The organism is Xylanibacter rodentium, from assembly GCF_013166575.1.
In the GTDB taxonomy this organism is placed as follows: domain Bacteria; phylum Bacteroidota; class Bacteroidia; order Bacteroidales; family Bacteroidaceae; genus Prevotella; species Prevotella rodentium.
This window is the reverse complement of the sequence record NZ_JABKKE010000015.1, coordinates 55,473-74,085: the sequence shown is the minus strand read 5'-3', so window position 1 is coordinate 74,085 and position 18,613 is coordinate 55,473. Positions and strand designations below refer to the sequence as shown.

The 18,613-nt window shown below is 41.1% G+C and carries 17 protein-coding genes; 13 read left to right on the top strand and 4 right to left on the bottom strand.

Features of this window, described 5'->3' with window-relative positions:
• Nucleotides 1-78: 78 nt before the first annotated feature.
• A complete protein-coding gene (locus HPS55_RS09695) occupies nt 79-1,071 on the top strand; it encodes a malate dehydrogenase (RefSeq protein WP_172174302.1) in 993 nt (330 codons plus the stop codon).
• Between the two features lie 619 nt (nt 1,072-1,690).
• On the opposite strand, the gene HPS55_RS09690 is transcribed toward HPS55_RS09695, so the two are convergent.
• Together HPS55_RS09690 and HPS55_RS09685 are read right to left on the bottom strand one after the other, a co-directional pair.
• Nucleotides 1,691-2,224 carry a gamma carbonic anhydrase family protein gene (locus HPS55_RS09690; RefSeq protein ID WP_172174299.1) on the bottom strand — a complete coding sequence of 178 codons (534 nt, stop codon included), beginning with the start codon at nt 2,222-2,224 and terminating at the stop codon, nt 1,691-1,693.
• A 15-nt stretch (nt 2,225-2,239) separates the two neighbouring features.
• Nucleotides 2,240-2,821 (bottom strand): epoxyqueuosine reductase QueH, encoded by a 582-nt coding sequence (locus HPS55_RS09685; RefSeq protein ID WP_172174296.1) that lies wholly within the window; start codon nt 2,819-2,821, stop codon nt 2,240-2,242.
• A gap of 209 nt (nt 2,822-3,030) precedes the next feature.
• Between HPS55_RS09685 and HPS55_RS09680 the strand changes: the two genes are divergently transcribed.
• A complete protein-coding gene (locus HPS55_RS09680) occupies nt 3,031-3,414 on the top strand; it encodes a thioesterase family protein (RefSeq protein ID WP_172174293.1) in 384 nt (127 codons plus the stop codon).
• Between the two features lie 709 nt (nt 3,415-4,123).
• Nucleotides 4,124-4,474, top strand: coding sequence for a hypothetical protein (locus HPS55_RS09675; RefSeq protein ID WP_172174290.1), 351 nt, complete (start codon nt 4,124-4,126; stop codon nt 4,472-4,474).
• Nucleotides 4,475-4,730: 256 nt separating this feature from the next.
• Here the strand turns inward: HPS55_RS09675 and HPS55_RS09670 are convergent, their stop codons facing one another.
• Nucleotides 4,731-5,384, bottom strand: a complete 654-nt coding sequence (locus HPS55_RS09670; RefSeq protein WP_172324931.1) for a hypothetical protein — start codon at nt 5,382-5,384, stop codon at nt 4,731-4,733.
• The gene (locus tag HPS55_RS09665; protein WP_172174284.1) at nt 5,374-7,701 is read right to left on the bottom strand and encodes an N-6 DNA methylase; all 2,328 of its coding nucleotides are present in this window, start codon (nt 7,699-7,701) and stop codon (nt 5,374-5,376) included. The genes HPS55_RS09670 and HPS55_RS09665 overlap by 11 nt, the downstream gene beginning before the upstream one ends.
• Nucleotides 7,702-8,132: 431 nt before the next feature.
• Here HPS55_RS09665 and HPS55_RS09660 point away from each other — a divergent pair, with 431 nt between their 5' ends.
• From HPS55_RS09660 to HPS55_RS09615, 10 genes are all read left to right on the top strand, one after another.
• Nucleotides 8,133-9,401 carry an ATP-binding protein gene (locus HPS55_RS09660; RefSeq protein ID WP_172174281.1) on the top strand — a complete coding sequence of 423 codons (1,269 nt, stop codon included), beginning with the start codon at nt 8,133-8,135 and terminating at the stop codon, nt 9,399-9,401.
• Between the two features lie 768 nt (nt 9,402-10,169).
• Nucleotides 10,170-10,550: a hypothetical protein gene (locus HPS55_RS09655; RefSeq protein ID WP_172174278.1), complete on the top strand. Its 381-nt coding sequence runs from the start codon at nt 10,170-10,172 to the stop codon at nt 10,548-10,550.
• A 336-nt stretch (nt 10,551-10,886) separates the two neighbouring features.
• Nucleotides 10,887-11,141, top strand: a complete 255-nt coding sequence (locus tag HPS55_RS09650) for an NVEALA domain-containing protein (protein WP_172174275.1) — start codon at nt 10,887-10,889, stop codon at nt 11,139-11,141.
• 144 nt (nt 11,142-11,285) lie between these two features.
• Nucleotides 11,286-12,377, top strand: coding sequence for a 6-bladed beta-propeller (locus HPS55_RS09645; protein WP_172174272.1), 1,092 nt, complete (start codon nt 11,286-11,288; stop codon nt 12,375-12,377).
• Nucleotides 12,378-12,416: 39 nt separating this feature from the next.
• On the top strand, nt 12,417-13,034 hold the full coding sequence (locus HPS55_RS09640) for a hypothetical protein (RefSeq protein WP_172174269.1): 618 nt from the start codon (nt 12,417-12,419) through the stop codon (nt 13,032-13,034).
• 218 nt (nt 13,035-13,252) lie between these two features.
• Nucleotides 13,253-13,690 (top strand): hypothetical protein, encoded by a 438-nt coding sequence (locus HPS55_RS09635; protein WP_172174266.1) that lies wholly within the window; start codon nt 13,253-13,255, stop codon nt 13,688-13,690.
• Between the two features lie 51 nt (nt 13,691-13,741).
• A complete protein-coding gene (locus HPS55_RS09630) occupies nt 13,742-14,989 on the top strand; it encodes a 6-bladed beta-propeller (protein WP_172174263.1) in 1,248 nt (415 codons plus the stop codon).
• A gap of 71 nt (nt 14,990-15,060) precedes the next feature.
• Complete coding sequence (locus HPS55_RS09625) at nt 15,061-15,552, top strand: hypothetical protein (protein ID WP_172174260.1); 492 nt, start codon at nt 15,061-15,063, stop codon at nt 15,550-15,552.
• Nucleotides 15,553-16,058: 506 nt separating this feature from the next.
• On the top strand, nt 16,059-17,810 hold the full coding sequence (locus HPS55_RS09620) for a hypothetical protein (protein WP_172174257.1): 1,752 nt from the start codon (nt 16,059-16,061) through the stop codon (nt 17,808-17,810).
• Between the two features lie 158 nt (nt 17,811-17,968).
• A complete protein-coding gene (locus tag HPS55_RS09615; RefSeq protein WP_172174254.1) occupies nt 17,969-18,394 on the top strand; it encodes a hypothetical protein in 426 nt (141 codons plus the stop codon).
• The last annotated feature ends 219 nt before the right edge of the window (nt 18,395-18,613 follow it).

The following is an 18,613-nucleotide window of genomic DNA, read 5'->3' as shown; positions in this document are numbered from 1 at the left end:
TTTTTTTGCTAACTTTGCCGTGTATTTAAGACTATCGGATGACATTTTAGAATGAATTAATTAATATAATAATCGATTATGGCATTTTTAACTAACGAGAAACTTACAATCGTCGGCGCTGCCGGAATGATTGGTTCAAACATGGTTCAGTCGGCTTTGATGATGGGTCTGACAAGTGAAATCTGTCTTTACGACGTGTTCTCACCAGAGGGTGTTGCCGAGGAGATGCGTCAGAGCGGTTTCGGCAATGTGAAGATCACAGCCACTACAGACGTCAAGGAAGCGTTTACAAACGCCAAGTACATCATATCTTCAGGTGGTGCACCACGTAAAGAGGGCATGACACGTGAGGATCTGCTGGCCGGCAACTGCAAGATTGCCGAGGAACTGGGCAAGAACATCAAGTCATATTGCCCCGATGTCAAACACGTGGTGATAATATTCAACCCTGCCGACCTTACCGGTCTTGTTACTCTGCTTTATTCCGGTCTGAAACCCGGTCAGGTGACAACGCTTGCCGCTCTCGATACCACACGTCTTCAGAGCGCATTGGCAAAGAAATTCGGTGTGATGCAGAGCGAAATCACCGGTTGCGCCACATACGGCGGTCACGGCGAGCAGATGGCAGTGTTCGGTTCACACGTTGAGGTGGCCGGCCGCAAACTCACAGATATACTCGGCACGGATGAGTTTACCGCTGAGGAGTGGGAGCAGATGAAGAAGGATGTGACACAGGGTGGTGCCGCCATCATCAAGTTGCGTGGCCGCTCTTCGTTCCAGAGTCCGTCATATCTGTCTGTCGAGATGATTCGTTCGGCAATGGGTGGCGAGCCTTTCCGTTTCCCTGTGGGCACATATGTCCAGACGGAGAAATACAACCATATCATGATGGCTATGGACACCACTCTCGGTGCCGACGGCTGCACATATCGTGTGCCTCAGGGTACTGCCGAGGAGAATGCCAAGCTCGATGCAAGCTATGAGCATCTGTGCAAGATGCGCGACGAGCTCGTTACGCTCAACATCGTGCCCGCCATCTCCGAGTGGAGCAAGATCAACCCGAACCTTTAAGCGGGTGTCCCGCAATGCACGGGAGAATGTATAATGATATGAGTCCGGCATACGAACAATGTGCGTATGCCGGATTTTTTTTATAAGTTAGTCATCATAATTAATATAGGTTAGTCACCAGAGTTAATATAGATTAGTCATTATAATTAATATAAGTTGTTCAACGGATTTAAACTACATTATTGTCTGGATATAGGATGGATGCGCCCCGCAGGGGCAACAAGCACACAGCCCGGGGCAGAGCGAAGCGGCACCCCGGGAATCCATGTGTTGGAATCCCCGCGCCCTGCAAGGGCAAAAGCATAAAAACATATGGATATAGAAATCGCAATTATCTGATTACCAATGTTTTTGCCCTTTCAGGGCGAATATATGCAATTGGATATAAATCCCGGGGTGCCGCTACGCTCTGCCCCGGGCTATGTGCTTGTTGCCCCTGCGGGGCGCGTTCTTCCTGGGCACGTTCATCCAGAGTGAGTTCTTCCAAGGCGCGTTCATCCAATGTTCGGACGATTATGTAATTTTATTCTGTTGACTAACTTATTCAAAATTAAAATACTTACCCGTCAATAAATAACACTAAAATAAATACGCCAAACTGTTACGCACAAAAAGCCGGTCAGGAATTACCGTTTTCCGCGTTTCCGTCTTCCTCCAGATACCACTTCGAATACTCCACATAATGGGCACCGAAGCTCTCGGCCTGTCCGGGTGATGTCTTCTTGATAAACTTGGCCGGAACACCGCCCCATATCTCGTGCGCGCCTATCTTCGTGCCCTGAAGGACGAGAGCGCCGGCAGCCACCACAGCCCCCTCGCCAACCTCGCAATGGTCGAGCAATGTAGCCCCCATGCCAACAAGAGCACCGTCGCGGATGGTGCAGGCATGTACGGTGGCATTGTGGCCTATCGAAACGTTGTTGCCTATGACGGTGGGACCGGTGGTGTTGGTAACATGTATGCAAGCACCGTCCTGCACATTGACGGCGTTGCCCATCGTTATCGGTGCCACGTCGCCACGAACCACGGCATTGAACCACACAGAGCATTCGTCGCCCATAGTCACTTCGCCAACAATCGTGGCATTCTCGCTGAAATAGCACTCACGCCCCCACTTGGGTGTGAGACCTTTTATTGATTTTATCAAAGCCATATTTTTCTTGTTTTTTTAATCCTTAATTCTTACACTGAACTCACAACCGCAATACTGTTGATTATAAAATCCGTATTCGCGTATGATAGCCGCCCGCCGCTCGCTCAGCCCGCCCTTGCGCCAGTTCTGCTCCCACCACGCCACGCCAGGATGGCGTGCGACGGCACGACGTCCGGCCTCGTTGATCTGGTCAAGACTTTTCCACCGGCTTGACATCAGCGTTGTGGTAATGACAGTGAAACCATGTTCCACGGCATAACGGGCGGTGCGCTCCAGCCGCATCTCGAAACAGCGCACGCAACGGCCGCCACGCTCCGGCTCGTGCTCAAGTCCGGCAACACAGCCAAGCCATGCATCATGGTTGTAGTCGTCGTCAACTATCTCCAGCCCCAACGCCGTGGCATAGCGCGTGCATTCGTCCTTGCGTATGCGATATTCCTCTTCAGGCCATATGTTCGGATTGCAATAATATATCACGGGCGTGATGCCGTGTTGCATCATACACTCGATAATGGCCGACGAACAAGGAGCGCAACACGTGTGGAGCAACACCCGAGTGGCACCGTCCGGTGCCTCGACGGTGAATTTTCTTTTCATGCTTACATTTATTTGTATGCAAATTTAGACAAAAATCATGATATACACCATCATCAGAATGAAGAAATAGTATTATCGACAAGTAATGATACGACTTTTATCAGACACGACATAGCCATATCGACAAAAAAGGCGTAACTTTGCAGCGACAACGCAACAAATCTGCAAGAAGTGCACCGGATAAAGTAATTAAAACATAACAAAAGACTATGATTGAAAAAGGATTGATACATACAAGCCACACTACCGTGACCGACGACAACACCGCCATCGCCCTCGGGTCGGGCGACATGCCCGTACTGGCCACACCGGCATTGATCGCTCTGATGGAAAATGCCGCCATGCTTGCCGTAGCACCACATCTGCCGGAAGGCACCACCACCGTGGGCGGACATATCGAGGCGTCCCATCTGCGCCCGTCAGCCATCGGCACAGCGGTGGAAGCCACGGCCGAACTTAGCGGAAAAGACGGCAAGAAACTGTATTTCAAGATTGTGGCACGGCAGGGGCATACCATCATCGGTGAGGCCACCCACCTGCGCTTCATTGTGGACAGGGAGAAGTTTATGGCAAATCTTACTCCCGGAATCTGATTGGAGCACTCTACATACCTACTGTTGTTGTGGCATTTATATGATTATGACAATCAACCGGTGATATTGTTGCTTCCGTCTTCCTTTACGTTGTTGTGGCATTTATATGATTATGACAATCAACAATATGTCATGACAAAAGCAAACATATATATAAACGACCGGTTATTGTGGTATTCTTGTTGAAAAGTGCAAATATACAGGAATATGTATAAATCTTTACTTTAACATGTGTTAATCAGTATCAGAATCGCAAATATTGACCAAGCTCCCGAAAATCATGATTTTTGCTTCAAATGGGAAGCGCTGACTGTCAACACGTTACAGCCATAAGCCTTTGTCAAGAAAGCAGAGAGACCCTTATCACCTTGCAACGAGGCCTTTATTGCATTGCAACGAGGCCGTAGTTGCAATGCAAAACGGCCGTTACGGGAGTGTCGGGAGGCCCTTACGGTGAGTTGAGCGTATGAAAAAACGTGTGAAAGAAAGCAGAAAGGGTCTCCCGGCCTTTCTATTTCATGAAAAAAGAAAAGTTAAATTTTCAGAATTAACATGACAATAATACAGAATATAATGTGTATCGGGATGCAAATACCCATACATGTCAATATGTCCCAAAATTAGAAAAGAAGACCCCGCATATTATGAATACGTCAAATATGGTATAAGAATAAATACGTCAAATATGGTATAAGAATAAATACGTCTGATGTGGCATAAGAATGAGTACGTCATGTGTAGACATAAGGACGGATGCGCCTTGAAAAGGCAGCAAGCACATAGCCCGGGGCAGAGCGAAGCGGCACCCCGGGAACAACACGATTGTACACACTCGCCCTGCAAGGGTAAAAGCATTAATTATCAAGTATTTACAGTTTGTGTATTGTATGTTTTTTATGCTTTTGCCCTTGCTCTAAAGCAAACAGATGTAATACGTAACTTTGTACCACCAAAATTTCGTAAAGTTCAACAAACAGAAAAGAATGGCCTCTTTTCTCTTGTATTTGAGAATGAGGCCTATTCTGAATTTGAGAAGTTTATAGAAAAGTTCAAAAAATGAGGCAGATTTAGCAAGAGACCTAAATGTTATTCTGGCTTATATTGAACAAATGATAAATGGGGCTGGCTCTCTGGTCAGCACAATTTTACTTTAAGGACACTTGCAAAAATATCAGTTGTTCTTGGTGAAGATTTAATTCAAATTTCAAAGTAATTTTCCAGTCAGATCAATCTTAGCGGTGGATCCGACAAAGCCTGCCGCTGATGTTTTTATAATCCCAATCCGTAGGCCAATCAACTTACAGATATTGGGATTTTTATGCTTTATGTCCTTTGCTTATAACAAAGTCAAGTTCCTCAAAAAGTGTATCAATGGTTTTATAAGCCCATTCCTGTATTCTTGTTTCATCCCATACTTTTTCATAAGAATCAGAAGCTATATTGTAGTCCATTGTCAGATGCATATCGGTAATGTCAATCCTTTCTTTTTTCTCTTCTTCATCCAAAGTATTCAGGAAACCGCTTTGCAATGTATCCTCAAATCTCTTAGACTGCTTTTCTTCCTTTGCTCCACTTTGTGAGTAAGGATGAAAATGCCAATGAGGTTGGGGATGTGGCATGTCTTCTTTAGGCTCTTCTGTCCATTCCGCCCTAAACAACAGCCTTTCCATATCAAACACTTGAAAGGAAACGCTCGAAACAACTGGCTTTTTCTGCTTTCCATTGATAGTGTATCCAATAGAAGCATACAAATTAAATCCTTCTCGTATGGCTATTATCGGAACATATTTATCATGAGTGCCTACCATTTGGAATGTAGCGGAAGCAGCATTGTAGTCCATGAATGTATAGGAGACAGAATCATTACCGTATGTCTCCTTCGCATTCAAGTTGCAATATTGCCCGATTTTCACCTTTAGTTTTTGGAGGACGCCTCTAACAAAGGGTGGTGTGTTTTGTTTAGCAGCCATAGAGCCCCCTTACTAAGTGTTCACATTTGTAGTAGTCGAATCTAACTCCTGATGCTATCTTCTTGCCATATCCTGCCAGAAGCTGTAGCGTAAAGTCCTCATTGTCTGAAAATCTTGGCAACGGAATCTGATCGACAAATTTCTTTTCCAAGTTAAACCAATTTCCGCCAGCCAATTGTCTGGAATATATTGCAAGCAGAGTGTTAAAATACCCTGATGATAATATCGCAAGATAGGCATAGAGATTATCTATTGGCATTTGCTTGTCTTTGGGCACCCATGCCAAACCTCTTTCTACAACGAATCGACCGGACTCATCAATCGAGAAATTGGATGAGTTACCAAATTCTGCAGACACTAATCTTATCTCCGGTGTAAATTGCCAATCACGTGGACGTGTCAACGCCCACCATTGTCTAACACCACCAGCACGAGAGGCCAAGGATTCTTTTGAACCTATTATTTTCTGATAATACGTAGGAACTTTATCTTTGAGTTCTTCTTCGCTGAGAATATTCAACCCATTCTCGTTATATGGGAAGAACACGTATGACTCATCTTGAAGAATGTTGTTTTGCAAACTGTCACTGTCAACGGACGGTCTAAAATAAACCCTTTCTGCCTCTTCCATTGCCAAGAACTCTTGTTTCTTTATCTTGAACAGACTGTTGTTTCCAGTGCGACAGCCCTGTTTTACGCTAAATACATCCTTGACACATTCCATCACGCCACAAGCGATCAACCCGTCCAATGTGTTTTTTACCTTCATCTCTTTATAAGACAGAGGCATCCAGACTTCTTTGTTCAATACATTTTTGGCTTCTTGCTGATAGATGCTTACATTCTCCATGTTCAATGGAAATGTTGCACCGTAATCTATCATGCGCAACTTTCGCAAGGCATCAGGCACAAGCTTTCCCTTATTGTCTGTCCACAACATGGTTATGTTTCCATCAATATCAGCTCTAACCTTTGCCATCACGACAGATACATCAACAAATGCTCTTTGGAAAACGAAACTTCCCAAACGACCGATATAGAACGGCATAGCTTTTTCTTTGGAAATCTTTCTGAGTTCTTTAGTCGAGTCATTTATCAAGAAAGAGGTCGGCATAACGCATCCGATGATACCATTTTCTTTCAAAGCATTTACTGCTTTCAAATAGAACACACCTGACAGATTTGGCTTTCCCTTTGGCATCAATTTCTTGACAGACTCACGTTGTTCTTCATTCAATTGCTCCCAAGAACTATATGGAGGGTTCATGAGGATGATGTCCACGTTAGGCCAATTGCATACTACAGAATCATGTTCCTCAATATGCAATTCCAAACAATAATTCCACTCTTCCTTTTCAAATTGGAGTACAAAATTAGCAATATTGATAGCCACGGAAGACACGTCCCATCCGTAAACTTTTACCTTGCCCGCAAATCCGAGAGTCTTCAATTGGCGCAAGGCTTCAACCAAGAACTCTCCAGAACCACAAGCTGGATCCAAGATGGATATTTCCTCCTTGTCTTCAATATGACTTTCTTTTATAACTTTCTCAACTATGGAGCGTGCCAAATAAGTTGGGGTATAGAATGCCCCCAACTTCTGAGGGTCATAGGCATACTTGATGTCATAATTTGTAAACAGGTTCAACTGCGGATTGAATTTTGCAATATAATTTGCTTCTTCAAAAAGTTGACCTGCCGCATGACGTAGAAGTAAGGAGACATCTGGAAAGAAACCATTCATACCTTCTTTTAGGTTCCGAAGCAGTTCTTCCATAGACGGAAGTCCATTGACAATATCCAAAGTATTATCAGGCAATCCCATTATTGCAAGTTTATTTGTATCCAAGTTGCCTTTCACTCTCATTGAAGCTAACAGGTACAACAATGCTGTCATAGAGTGCTCTGCGCTATTCTCTTCACGCAACCAATTCCTGATGCCACGAAATTCTCTCATGATAAAGGGTACGATGCCTTCAACAGTTGGTACGTCCTGCTTCGGAGAAATGTACTGATAGAATTTCTCCATGTTATTTAGCACAAGGCTTTTGGAAATACGTTCAGGAGAGCTTTTTCCCACACTATACAACATAACATCATCCCCTGCTACACGTATGTAATTACGCATATTTGACGACCATGCCTGTTGCCTGTAACTATCGGCATCCATGTCCTGACTATTGGAATAGTCAAGACAGAAATTGTTGATGTCACCATCCAACATAGCGTATTTAAGTACACCTGCATTCTGACAGTGAAGCAGATTCACTGGCAAAACACCTGTTTGCTTAGCCCAAAGAGATATATGTTCGTTCATTATCGATATATGCATAATTCCTTTCAAAAATAACAAAAATTATCGAAAGAAGACATAGGATTTCTATATTTTTAGAATATATTAAGACCGGAAGACATGCGGCGGACGACCGTAAACAAACGAACAAATTGTACCAACTTATTCTTTAAGCGTTACTCAGAGTGCGTTCTGTCCGTACGATAATGTAGTTTAATTTTGTTGACTAACTTAGAAGGAATCAAAGAGAAGTACACCTATCAGATTTGTTATTCGACAGAATGGCGATATGTTTACTATCTTCTTCACTTTGTCTTTTTCACTCGTGGTCAAATTACAATATTTTAGTTTTGTTTGTCTGTGTCAAACAAAAACATGCAGTTTTGTTTGTTTGTATCAAACAAATATATTACATTTGCCAACGATTTTGCGATGTCAATAAATAAGGTACTATTATGGCAATAACGAAAGAGACTTTCCGTATCCTGATTCATGAGGGACAAGAGGAGATAAGAGACGTGGAACTCTATGACCGTCCATTCGACTTTGAGGAGAACGGCCGCTATGTGCTGGTTGGTGTTCGACAGGCCGGTAAGTCGTATATGTTGTACAAGCGTGCCAGGCAAATGATAACTGCTGGCTGGCAGTTGGAGGACATGGTGTATATCAATTTCGACGATGAGCGTCTGATGGGAATGACCGCAAACGAATTCGACCTTATTCTTCAATCCTATCAGTCGGTTTACAGCCGTACTCCTGTCCTGTTCTTCGACGAGATACAGAACGTGGAAGGATGGGAACATTTTGCCCGCCGTCTGGCCAACAAGAAATACAATGTTTATATCACGGGCAGCAACGCTAAGATGTTGAGCCGAGACATACAGACTGTTCTCGGTGGTCGATTCCTTGATGCTCTCATATGCCCCTATACCTTTGCTGAATATTTGGAGTCAAAAGGTGTCCTGTTAGAAAAAGAGTGGCAGTACGGCAAGCAACGTGCCAAAGTCCAACAGGCCTTTACGGATTACATAAAGTGGGGAGGCTTCCCGGAACTGCTGCTGTTCCGCAACAAACGTAACTGGCTGAACGGCCTTTATGAAAAGATACTTTTGGGTGACATCATCCAGCGTAATAAGGTAAAGAACGAGTTGGCACTGCGGTTGACCTTGAAACGGTTGGCGGAGAATGTCATGCAGCCCATATCATATAATCGTATTGCCAACCTCATCCGCTCCACTGGCACCAGTATTGCTGTTTCGTCTGTAAGCGACTATGTGCGCTATGCACAGGAGGCTTGTATGCTGTTCTCATTGGAAAACTATGCATCCAAGTTCGTTGAGAAAGAAACTGTGAAAAAACATTATTTTGTTGACAATGGTCTACTGAGCATCTTCCTCTTTAGCGGAGAGACTGCCCTGCTGGAGAATCTCTGCGCCATCCATCTGCGCAAGTTGTATGGTGACGCCCTGTGTTTCTACAACAAGAATGTTGAAGTGGACTTCTTGGTTGCCGACGAAGGCTATGCCGTCCAAGCCTCTTTTTCCATTTATGGTGATGGAATGCTGGACACATTTGAGCGTGAAACCAAGGCGTTGAAACAATTGGATGGTTTTCTGTCACTGCGTCGTATGGTAATTGTCACTTATGATGAAGAAGGTACAGTCTCGTTAGATAACGGCAAACAAATCGAAGTCATTCCTGCATGGAAGTGGTTGTTGGAATAAAAGGCGGGCTATCTTCCATCCGTATTCATTCTGCCTCGGGCAATGTGTTTGTTGCCCCGTCGGGTAGGGTGGCCATAATTTGTGGTTCATTTTTAGTATCAAAATAGCATTAAATTTAGCAATAACTGTATGATATTAAAATAATTGACTTTTTATATTTTATCTCAAAAATGAACGTTATATGAGCGGAGTCGTTAAAATACGAAATTACTCAATTGCAACAATGTCATATTCTGTTGACTAACTTAATATATTTATTTGACTATGATTTCAGAAATGAGCGACAAGTTTTGGACACCCTACCAGTCGGGGCGCGTTCTGTCCGTACGATATGTAGTTTAATTTGTTGACTAACTTATAATATTATAACCTTACCGAAATACAGACTCACAGAAAGAGAAATCAAAGTGTGTGTGATGATACGGCTTAATTTCATTGCTTCGGAAATAGCCGTCCTCTTAAACATATCGCTACAGCGTATAACCAGCATAAGAAGTTGTATAAACATGAAACTTTTTAAGAAATCGGGAACAAAATAATTCGATTCGAGACTTACAATGCTAAAATAACGCTGTTGTGTATTATGTGTATTATTGTACATAACGTATTGAGTGTAAACAGGTTGTAAAAGTTGTTTTCCGGAGGTGTGTATTATGTGTATAAAGATTATTTGGGAAATTTATTCTCTTTTGTTACTTTTGTACAAAATTTAAAACGATCTTTAAACATGAATAGAAAAACAATTATTAACTACAATGCCTTTTAATAATGTCGGCATTTGCCGGAAATGTGACAGCCAACAGCGCTGCCGAAATGAATGCAAACTTTTCCAGTGTGAGCCAAAACCGCATACGTATAGATTTGCATGTAGGTTATTACAATCCGACGAATATAGATAAAGGCATCGGCAGATCTCCTGTTCAGATACCATCCATATATATGGACGGACATACAGTATATCCGGACGGCTATTCTTTCGACGAAATTCAATTAGTGTCAATAGACGAAAACGGAGATTATTATACCGTATATTCATCCGAGGTGGCCGAAGATGCTGAGACAATAGAAATCCCGAATTACATCACAGATGAATACGAGATACGTCTCTGCCGTGGCGGGTACTATTTTTATGGAGATATAACAATATAAAAAAACAGAACGCATCGTATTTATAATGCGGTTTCGTCAAGCAGAATGAGCAGAGGCGAGGCATCGCCACTGTAAAACAATCGCTTTTCAAAAGCCTGATACCATGAGACGTTTGTGGTGTGTGCCAGAGTTTTCGCGTTTTCCGGCACACCCTTTTACCCTCCTCGGATTGGGGCTATGCACACGCTGCACTCTATCACTGCGTTGTGGCCAAAATTCCGAGAAAGCCGTTAGGGAAATCACCTGCAGTCATATACAGCAGAAACAAATAGGACAAAAGCGAATCCGGCCGCTTGATATTGTCGGTAATTTATTCATTTTTTTAATTTTTCAAATATGAAAAGAAAAACATTTTCATTTGTTGTAGGTTTTATGATTGTGGTAGCTGCCGCAGGCGCATACCACACATATCTCCACAATTCCGCCGCTGAAGACGGCGATCTGTTAATGGCTAATGTCGAGGCATTGGCTGATGGTGATGTATCTGCATCTAATACCGGACCTGGAACTCCTTTCAAATGCAATGGTGGCGGGCAAGGCAAGTGGTGCCTTTGTACAAACAGTCATCCATGTACAGAAACACCGTGTTGATGATTGCCAATAAGTAAAAATGCGGAGTATTATCACCCGTAAAGGATTATTTCATATTTTTCACGATATATTACATCATCATGACATATAGATAAATCTGTTGTTGCGGGTGGTAATGCTCTTATAAAATTTAAACAGTCTGATATGAAAAAAATATTTGTTATATTACTATCTTTATCTTTTGTTGCCTGCACAGACAATAAAATCCAACAGGAAGCCGAGACACTGAATTTCAATATAGAACGGAATGACAGTGTCAGCTCTGATTTTGTTGAGTTTACAGATTTTTTAAAACTCAACGAGGCTGACCATGTTTCGGTCAATGCTATAAGCAAACTGCTGATACACAATGATACCATCTACGTGTTTGACAAATTCGGCCAGAATACGGTTGTTGCATTTGACATGCAGGGCAATTACATAAGAAAATACAGCCGCCGCGGAAAGTCCAAATCAGAATATATACGTCTGTTTGATTTTGATGTAGACGACAGCTATGTGTACTTGTACGACAGGATGCAGAAGAAGATGTTGCTTTATGGGCACGACGGAAAATTTGCGAAGGCAATCAAGACAGACTTCAACGGCGATGGCTTTGTGACGCTGAAAGGCAACCGGTTTCTTTTCAGCCTCGGGCGTGACAATGGCGGCGAAGAGCTTTGTCTGACAGATTCTGTATTCAAGATACAGGATGTACTTCTCAAGTATGATAAAGACAACAAAGCCGACCTTCTGACAGGCAATCTTTTTCAGAAGTGCAATGATACAATATACTATAACCGTCCACTGAATGATATTGTTTATAAATTTACCCTTGATGGTGAAAACGCAGGAACATACCGTCTCGACTTCGACGGCAGGAACATCCCTCGGGAACGACAGCACAGCTATGTGAAGTTGACAGAAAGCGGTGACGAAAGCAAGTATGTCTATACCGAGGAGTGTCCGCTGTTTGTCAACAACAAGATGATAGGACAGGTGTACAACCGAGGGAAGAGAGGTGTGATATATTATGACTTGATGAAAAAGGACGGTGGCATAAACGACTGCGAAAAGAACAGTCGTGATGTGCAGGACATTATGGTACCTTTGCATGTAAGTGACATCTACATCATTGGTTATATCAACCTAACGATGCTGAAGTTCATGAAAACTACCGGCGGCATACCAGAAAACATGGTTGAATATATGCAAGATGGTAATACTGTGCTGGTTTTTTATCAGATGAAGAAATAAAATTTTGTTTTTTTAAACCTACTTATACTTTGGTTTATTATGAAATATAACGATATAGGCAAACGCCATATTAAATGGGTATTTTCCACTGTTCTGTTCATCATTGGCATGAGTGCCTGTAATCATAATGAGAGATATAAAGAGACAATCTTGAAGATGACGTCCAGGCCGGTAAATCTGTCAAAAGATAAAATGGAACTGGTATATTGCAATACTAAAGATTCCACTACACAAAGTAATATGGATGAAACAAAAGAATATCTTTGGGTTGTCTATGCCGATTCTTTTGTTTGTTCTTCTTGTAAACTGAGTGAATTACACTATTGGAATGAATTTATTTATGAATCGAAGAAAATGTCTGATAATGTCGATTTCTGCTTTATTTTTTCGCCTAAAAAAGAAGATGAGAATACCTTTATGTTTACAGTAAGGTCTTTGAAATTTGCAACTTCCATTTATTTGGATTCTTCAAATTCTTTCCATCATAATAATCCGCAGATACCAAACGACCAGAGATTTCATACATTCTTATTGAATGGGGATAAGAAAATATTGCTAGTTGGAGATCCTGTAAAGAATGAAAAAATAAACAAACTTTTTCAAGAAATCGTTGCCGATAATAAAAAGCAATCGCTTTTCAAAAGCCAAATACCATGAGACGTTTGTGGTGTGTGCCGGAGTTTTCGCGTTTTCCGGCACACCCTTTTACCCTCCTCGGATTGGCTATGCACACGCTGCACTCTATCACTGCGTTGTGGCCAAAATTCCGAGAAAGCCGTTAGGGAAATCACCTGCTGTCATATACAGCAGGACAAAAGCGAATCCGGCCGCTTGATATTGTCGGTAATTTATTCATTTTTAAAATCAAATGTAAAATGAAGACAAAAATTATAAAGGCAACACTCGCAATAGTCTGCGTTGTTGCAATGGGAGCAGTAAGTTGGAAAGCCTACTCCACACACAACAACGGTATTAACGATGCCAAATCGTTACTTTTGGGAGATGTAGAAGCATTGAGTGACATTGATATTAGCGGTTGGTTGTCACACATTACTAATCCTATAAAGTATTATAACCAAAACACATGGATTAAAGAAGATTTAGACTGCGAAATAACAGAAACGGAAAATTCAGGTGGTGTAAGTGGAGAATTGACTATTGGTGTTAAAGGTATCGCAGATGTGACAATTGGTGCCCAATCGGGAAGTACAACAAAAACAACCACGTATCCAGGGCATTATATTTCTTGCACATATGATGAAGAGGATGGAACAGAACCACATTGTGATTCTACTGATTGTGAAAGAAAATAATTGTTGACATTTTGTAACAAACTGACTAATTCATTATAAAGTAAATCAATTATGAAGTTTCTATATATTTCTTCGTTTTGTTTATTGTTTTATGTCATGGCCTCATGTAGCAATAAACAGGTTACTTTCTATCATTCAGAGGATGAGATTTTAGAAGGCTGTACGGTAATAAATATCTCCGACATAAAAGATTCTTCCGTTATCGCCTGCTCCGATATATTCTCTGAGGTAGAATATATTCCATTGGAAGATACTTTTAACTCAACTGTAGGTATGATTGAAAAACTGGCTGTAACGCCCGATGGTGATATGATTGTGTTCGACAGGAGAAATGGAATTATTGTCCGTTATAACCGTGACGGACACTATATGAATAAGATAGGAGAACGGGGACATCAAAAGAATGAATATGTGCGTCCTATAGATATTGCCTATGATCCGTATAATAAACAGGTGATAGTCTGGGATAATGTCAGAAAAGCCCTGCTATATTATGACATAAAGGGAAATTTGGTGAATAAAAAAGAGTCGGAACAATGGCATGGAACTTTGGAGGTTCTTGACAGTAACAGCATTGCGGTTTGTAAATCATATGAAATAAAAGACCGTCCGTATTCATTCAAATATTTCATAATGGATAGAAATGGAAAGATAAAGAAAGAGTTTGATGAATACAATACCATTACAGAATTCCAAAGGTCTTCCAATCGTATATTTTCAAAATGTGACGGAAAACTTCTTTGTCACACGGAATATTCATCAAACATATTTGAACTTCGAAACGACTCACTCGTTCCGCGCTATCATCTGTCGTTCGGAAAGAACGGGATTCCTGAAGATTGGTTTGGATATAATGAAGATAAGTTTCGTAAAATGTTGCATAGAAACAAGAACACCACTTATTGCACAAGATTTTTTGAGGCCAAACGATGTTTTGTCACTACGATATGTCGGGATTTTCTTTATCTGTGCATCAAAGATAAAGAAGAATATGGCGGTAAGGTACATGCAGGATATAATTTGAGAAACGATCTTTGTGGAATCAAGGTTATAGACGAAGCCGGTGGAATAATGAATATGCCTACAGTTCTGCCTTTGACTGTCGATAATGGAATATGCTATTTTGAGGTAGAGCCGTCATTGTTTGCAACTTTTACAGCCAATCTTAAAAATATCAAGAAACAGCTGGAAAGTAACAGGCAATACAAAGGCGAAGGTATTGATGACAAGGACATTCGGAAATTTGAACTACTGTCAGAAAACAATAATCCTATAATTGTAAAATGCACTCTAAAATAACATTTATCTGTATTATCATGTGTATCATGCTTGTATTGATACACATGGTTTATGCCTTCCGACAAAGAAAAATGGATGAAGAGTATGAATTTCTCAAATCTGTAAAAGTAAGTATTCCTATAGAAAACATGACTGTATTCAAACCAAAGAGAAATATTCGAACTTATTCGGAAAATAAAAATGAGAATTATAAATTCATAATATATCATGATTCATTACAATGTTCAAGTTGTGAGTTAAAAAGACTGACAATATGGAATAGCATTATTTCCAAAACAGAGGCTTTTGGTATAAATATGGATTATTATTTTATATTCTCTCCACTTAAAGGAAGCGAAGATAAATTCAAATCTAATTATTTAGACAGTCGGCTGCTATATCCTATATATATAGATACTGAATATAAATTTTCCAAAGTAAATCCTTTTATTCTTAAAAAGAATAGATACCATTGTTTTGTTCTTGATAAAGGTAATAGGATTGTATTTATTGGAAATCCTACAAAAAATATGGATATGGAGAACAAATATCTGGAGTTTATAGAGAAGTTAAAATTACAATGAATATGTCCTAATAATTGATAATCAGTAATGACAACAATCAATACAAAAACAAATTCATGCCTTCATATCAAAAGCAGAATTATAATTTTGTTGACCAACTTATATAAAGTCAAACTTTCATTTTGGATGAAAGCAACAGAGTGGTATTGGTAGGTAATCCGCTAAAAAACAAAAGAATATATGAAATGTTCCATGACATAATGAAAAAAAGGCCCAATATATATGGCAAGCTCAGACCTTTCAGAGAACAACAAACAGCATACAACAAAAGGGAAATCGTCTAATCGGTTTCCCTTATTTGTTTCCGCTTGCCTGAACAGTTTATGCCCAATATAAAACCTGTGGTGCAGACATGTAAATGACTGTAATATACAGAAGCGATGTAATTGCCTGTATTTTTAATTTTTCACACTTTTCCCACGAAATATCCTGCCGGTGTATGTATTTTGTTATTTTTTATATTATCTTTGCAAAATAAATTTTTTATTTTGATTCAGAAAACAGATATGAAGAAAAAAATATATATATTACCGTTTGTTGTTTTCATAATTTTAGTTATTTCTGCATGTGTTGACAGGCATAAATCCGAACAGTTGCTTGATGCCGCAGAGCTATTGATGGAAAGCCGTCCCGATTCGGCTTTTACGATGCTGTCGTCTGTATGTGCATCGCCCGACAGCCTGCCCAAGGCACTGCGCATGCGCTTGGAGCTGCTGAAGGCAAAGGCACAAAACAAGATGTTCGTACCGTTCACCACAGATTCCACAATGGCAGCCGTGGCCGAGTGGTACGACCGCCACGGAAACCGCAGCCAGCGGATGACGGCACACTATCTGTTGGGATGTGTATACCGCGACCTTAATGACGCGCCCATGGCGCTTGATCAATACCACGAGGCAGTATCTCTGGCCGACACCACAGCCGGTGATTGCGACTGGCATACACTCTGCAGGATACACGGACAGATGGGAACACTGTTCAACAAAATGGGCTCTCCGGAATATGAACTTGAAGAGTGGGAGAACACTTATGCAACCGCCATGAAAGCCAAAGATACGATAATGGCATTTAACGCTTATGCCCTGAAAGCATACGCCTATTTCAATATGTACAAAATGGACTCTGTCATCAGCATAACCGACAACGTGGTAAGGATGTACGAGGGGCTCGGCCGCAAGGATTTTGCGGCAGGCCATCTTCCGGCTGTGATAGATGTATATCTTCACCGGAAGAAATATGACAAGGCTAAGACGCGCATGGACTATTATGAGCGTTATTCCGGATTTTTTGATACAGACGGGAACATAGAGGCTGGAAAGGAATCGTACTATGGGACAAAGGCAAGATATTACAACGCCGTAGGACAGGCAGACTCCGCATACATGTATCTGAAAAAACTGATAAAGTTCAAGGACAACATACAGTGTGCCGAAGTGGCATACCGCGAGCTTATGGCATACTATGAGAACCAGCTCCGGGCAGATTCTGTAGTAAAATACGCGAGACTGTTCTGCCGGATGAACGACTCGTCGGCAATAGTAAGGTCGGCGGAAGCAATCAACAAGGCAAAGGCACTGTACAACTACAACAAAGCCCAACAGACAGCGAAGGACAAGGCGGCAGAGGCCGACAATTACCGCTTCCTGATTATATGTGTGATATGTTTCGCCGTCATTGCTATAGTAGTACCGTATAGGATGTACAATGCAAGAATGCGAAGACAGCGTATGGCATATACAGAAATGAACAGGAAGTACAATGGCATCTGGGCCGATTGCGACAAGGCTGCAAGTGATCTCCAGATGATGGAATCGGATTTCGAAAAATACAAGGCCGTAAAGGAAAACGAAATAAAGGAATTGAAAAAATCCATCTCCGCCTATCATGACTGTTGTATTGATAATGATGTTACAGAAAACGAGCGGACGCTAAGAAACAGCGAGGTCGCAGTAAAACTACATTTACTTGCAGCAAAGGGAGATGCAGCTACGGAACAGGAACTGTCTGCCGTCATTGCGCTCACAAAAAACATTCTTCCGGATTTTTATAATATTATAACCTTACCGAAATACAAACTTAAAGAAAGAGAAATCAAAGTGTGTGCGATGATACGGCTTAATTTCATTCCGTCGGAAATAGCCGTCCTCTTAAACATATCGCTGCAGCGTATAACCAACATAAGAAGTTGTATAAACATGAAACTTTTTAAGAAATCGGGAACAAAAGAACTCGATTCGAGACTTAAAATGCTAAAATAACGCTGCTGTGTATTTTGTGTATTATTGTACGTAACGCATTGAGTGTAAACAGGTTGTAAAAGTTGTTTTCCGGAGGTGTGTATTATGTGTATAAAGATTATTTGGGAAATTTATTCTTTTTTGTTACTTTTGTACAAAATTTAAAACGATCATTAAACATGAACAGAAAACAATTATTAACTACATGCCTTTTAATAATGTCGGCATTTGCCGGAAATGTGACAGCGGACAATAAGGACAATGTGGCAGTGAATGTAGACCTTGTCGATAAAGGTCAGAATCGCATCTATATAGATTTGCGTGTATTTTATGAAAATCCGATAGAAAAGGGCACAGGCATCGGAAGATCTCCAATGCAGATACCATCCATATACATGGACGGACATACGGTATATCTGGACGGATATTCTTTCGACGAGATTCAATTAGTGGCAAAATACGAAAACGGAGACAGTTATACTGTATATTCATCCGAGGTGCTCGAAAGTGCCGAGACGGTGGAGATTCCGAACGGCTTTGCCGGTGAATACGAGATACGTCTGTATCGCGGTGGTTATTATTTTTATGGGGATATAGTAATATAGATAACCAAATGAAACAGCCCGCATGACCATTCTATAAGCGTTGTTGCAGCCGATGGCTTGGCCAGTGAGTTGTATTGCAGTTTTTCTCTGTAAAATAATAGTTTAGTAGTAGGACTGATACCATGATTATCGTGATGTGTGCCGTATAGTTTTTTATTTTTCCGGCACACATCTTTTTCCCGAAATATTCGGCATCATGTATTTATACAATGGATATAT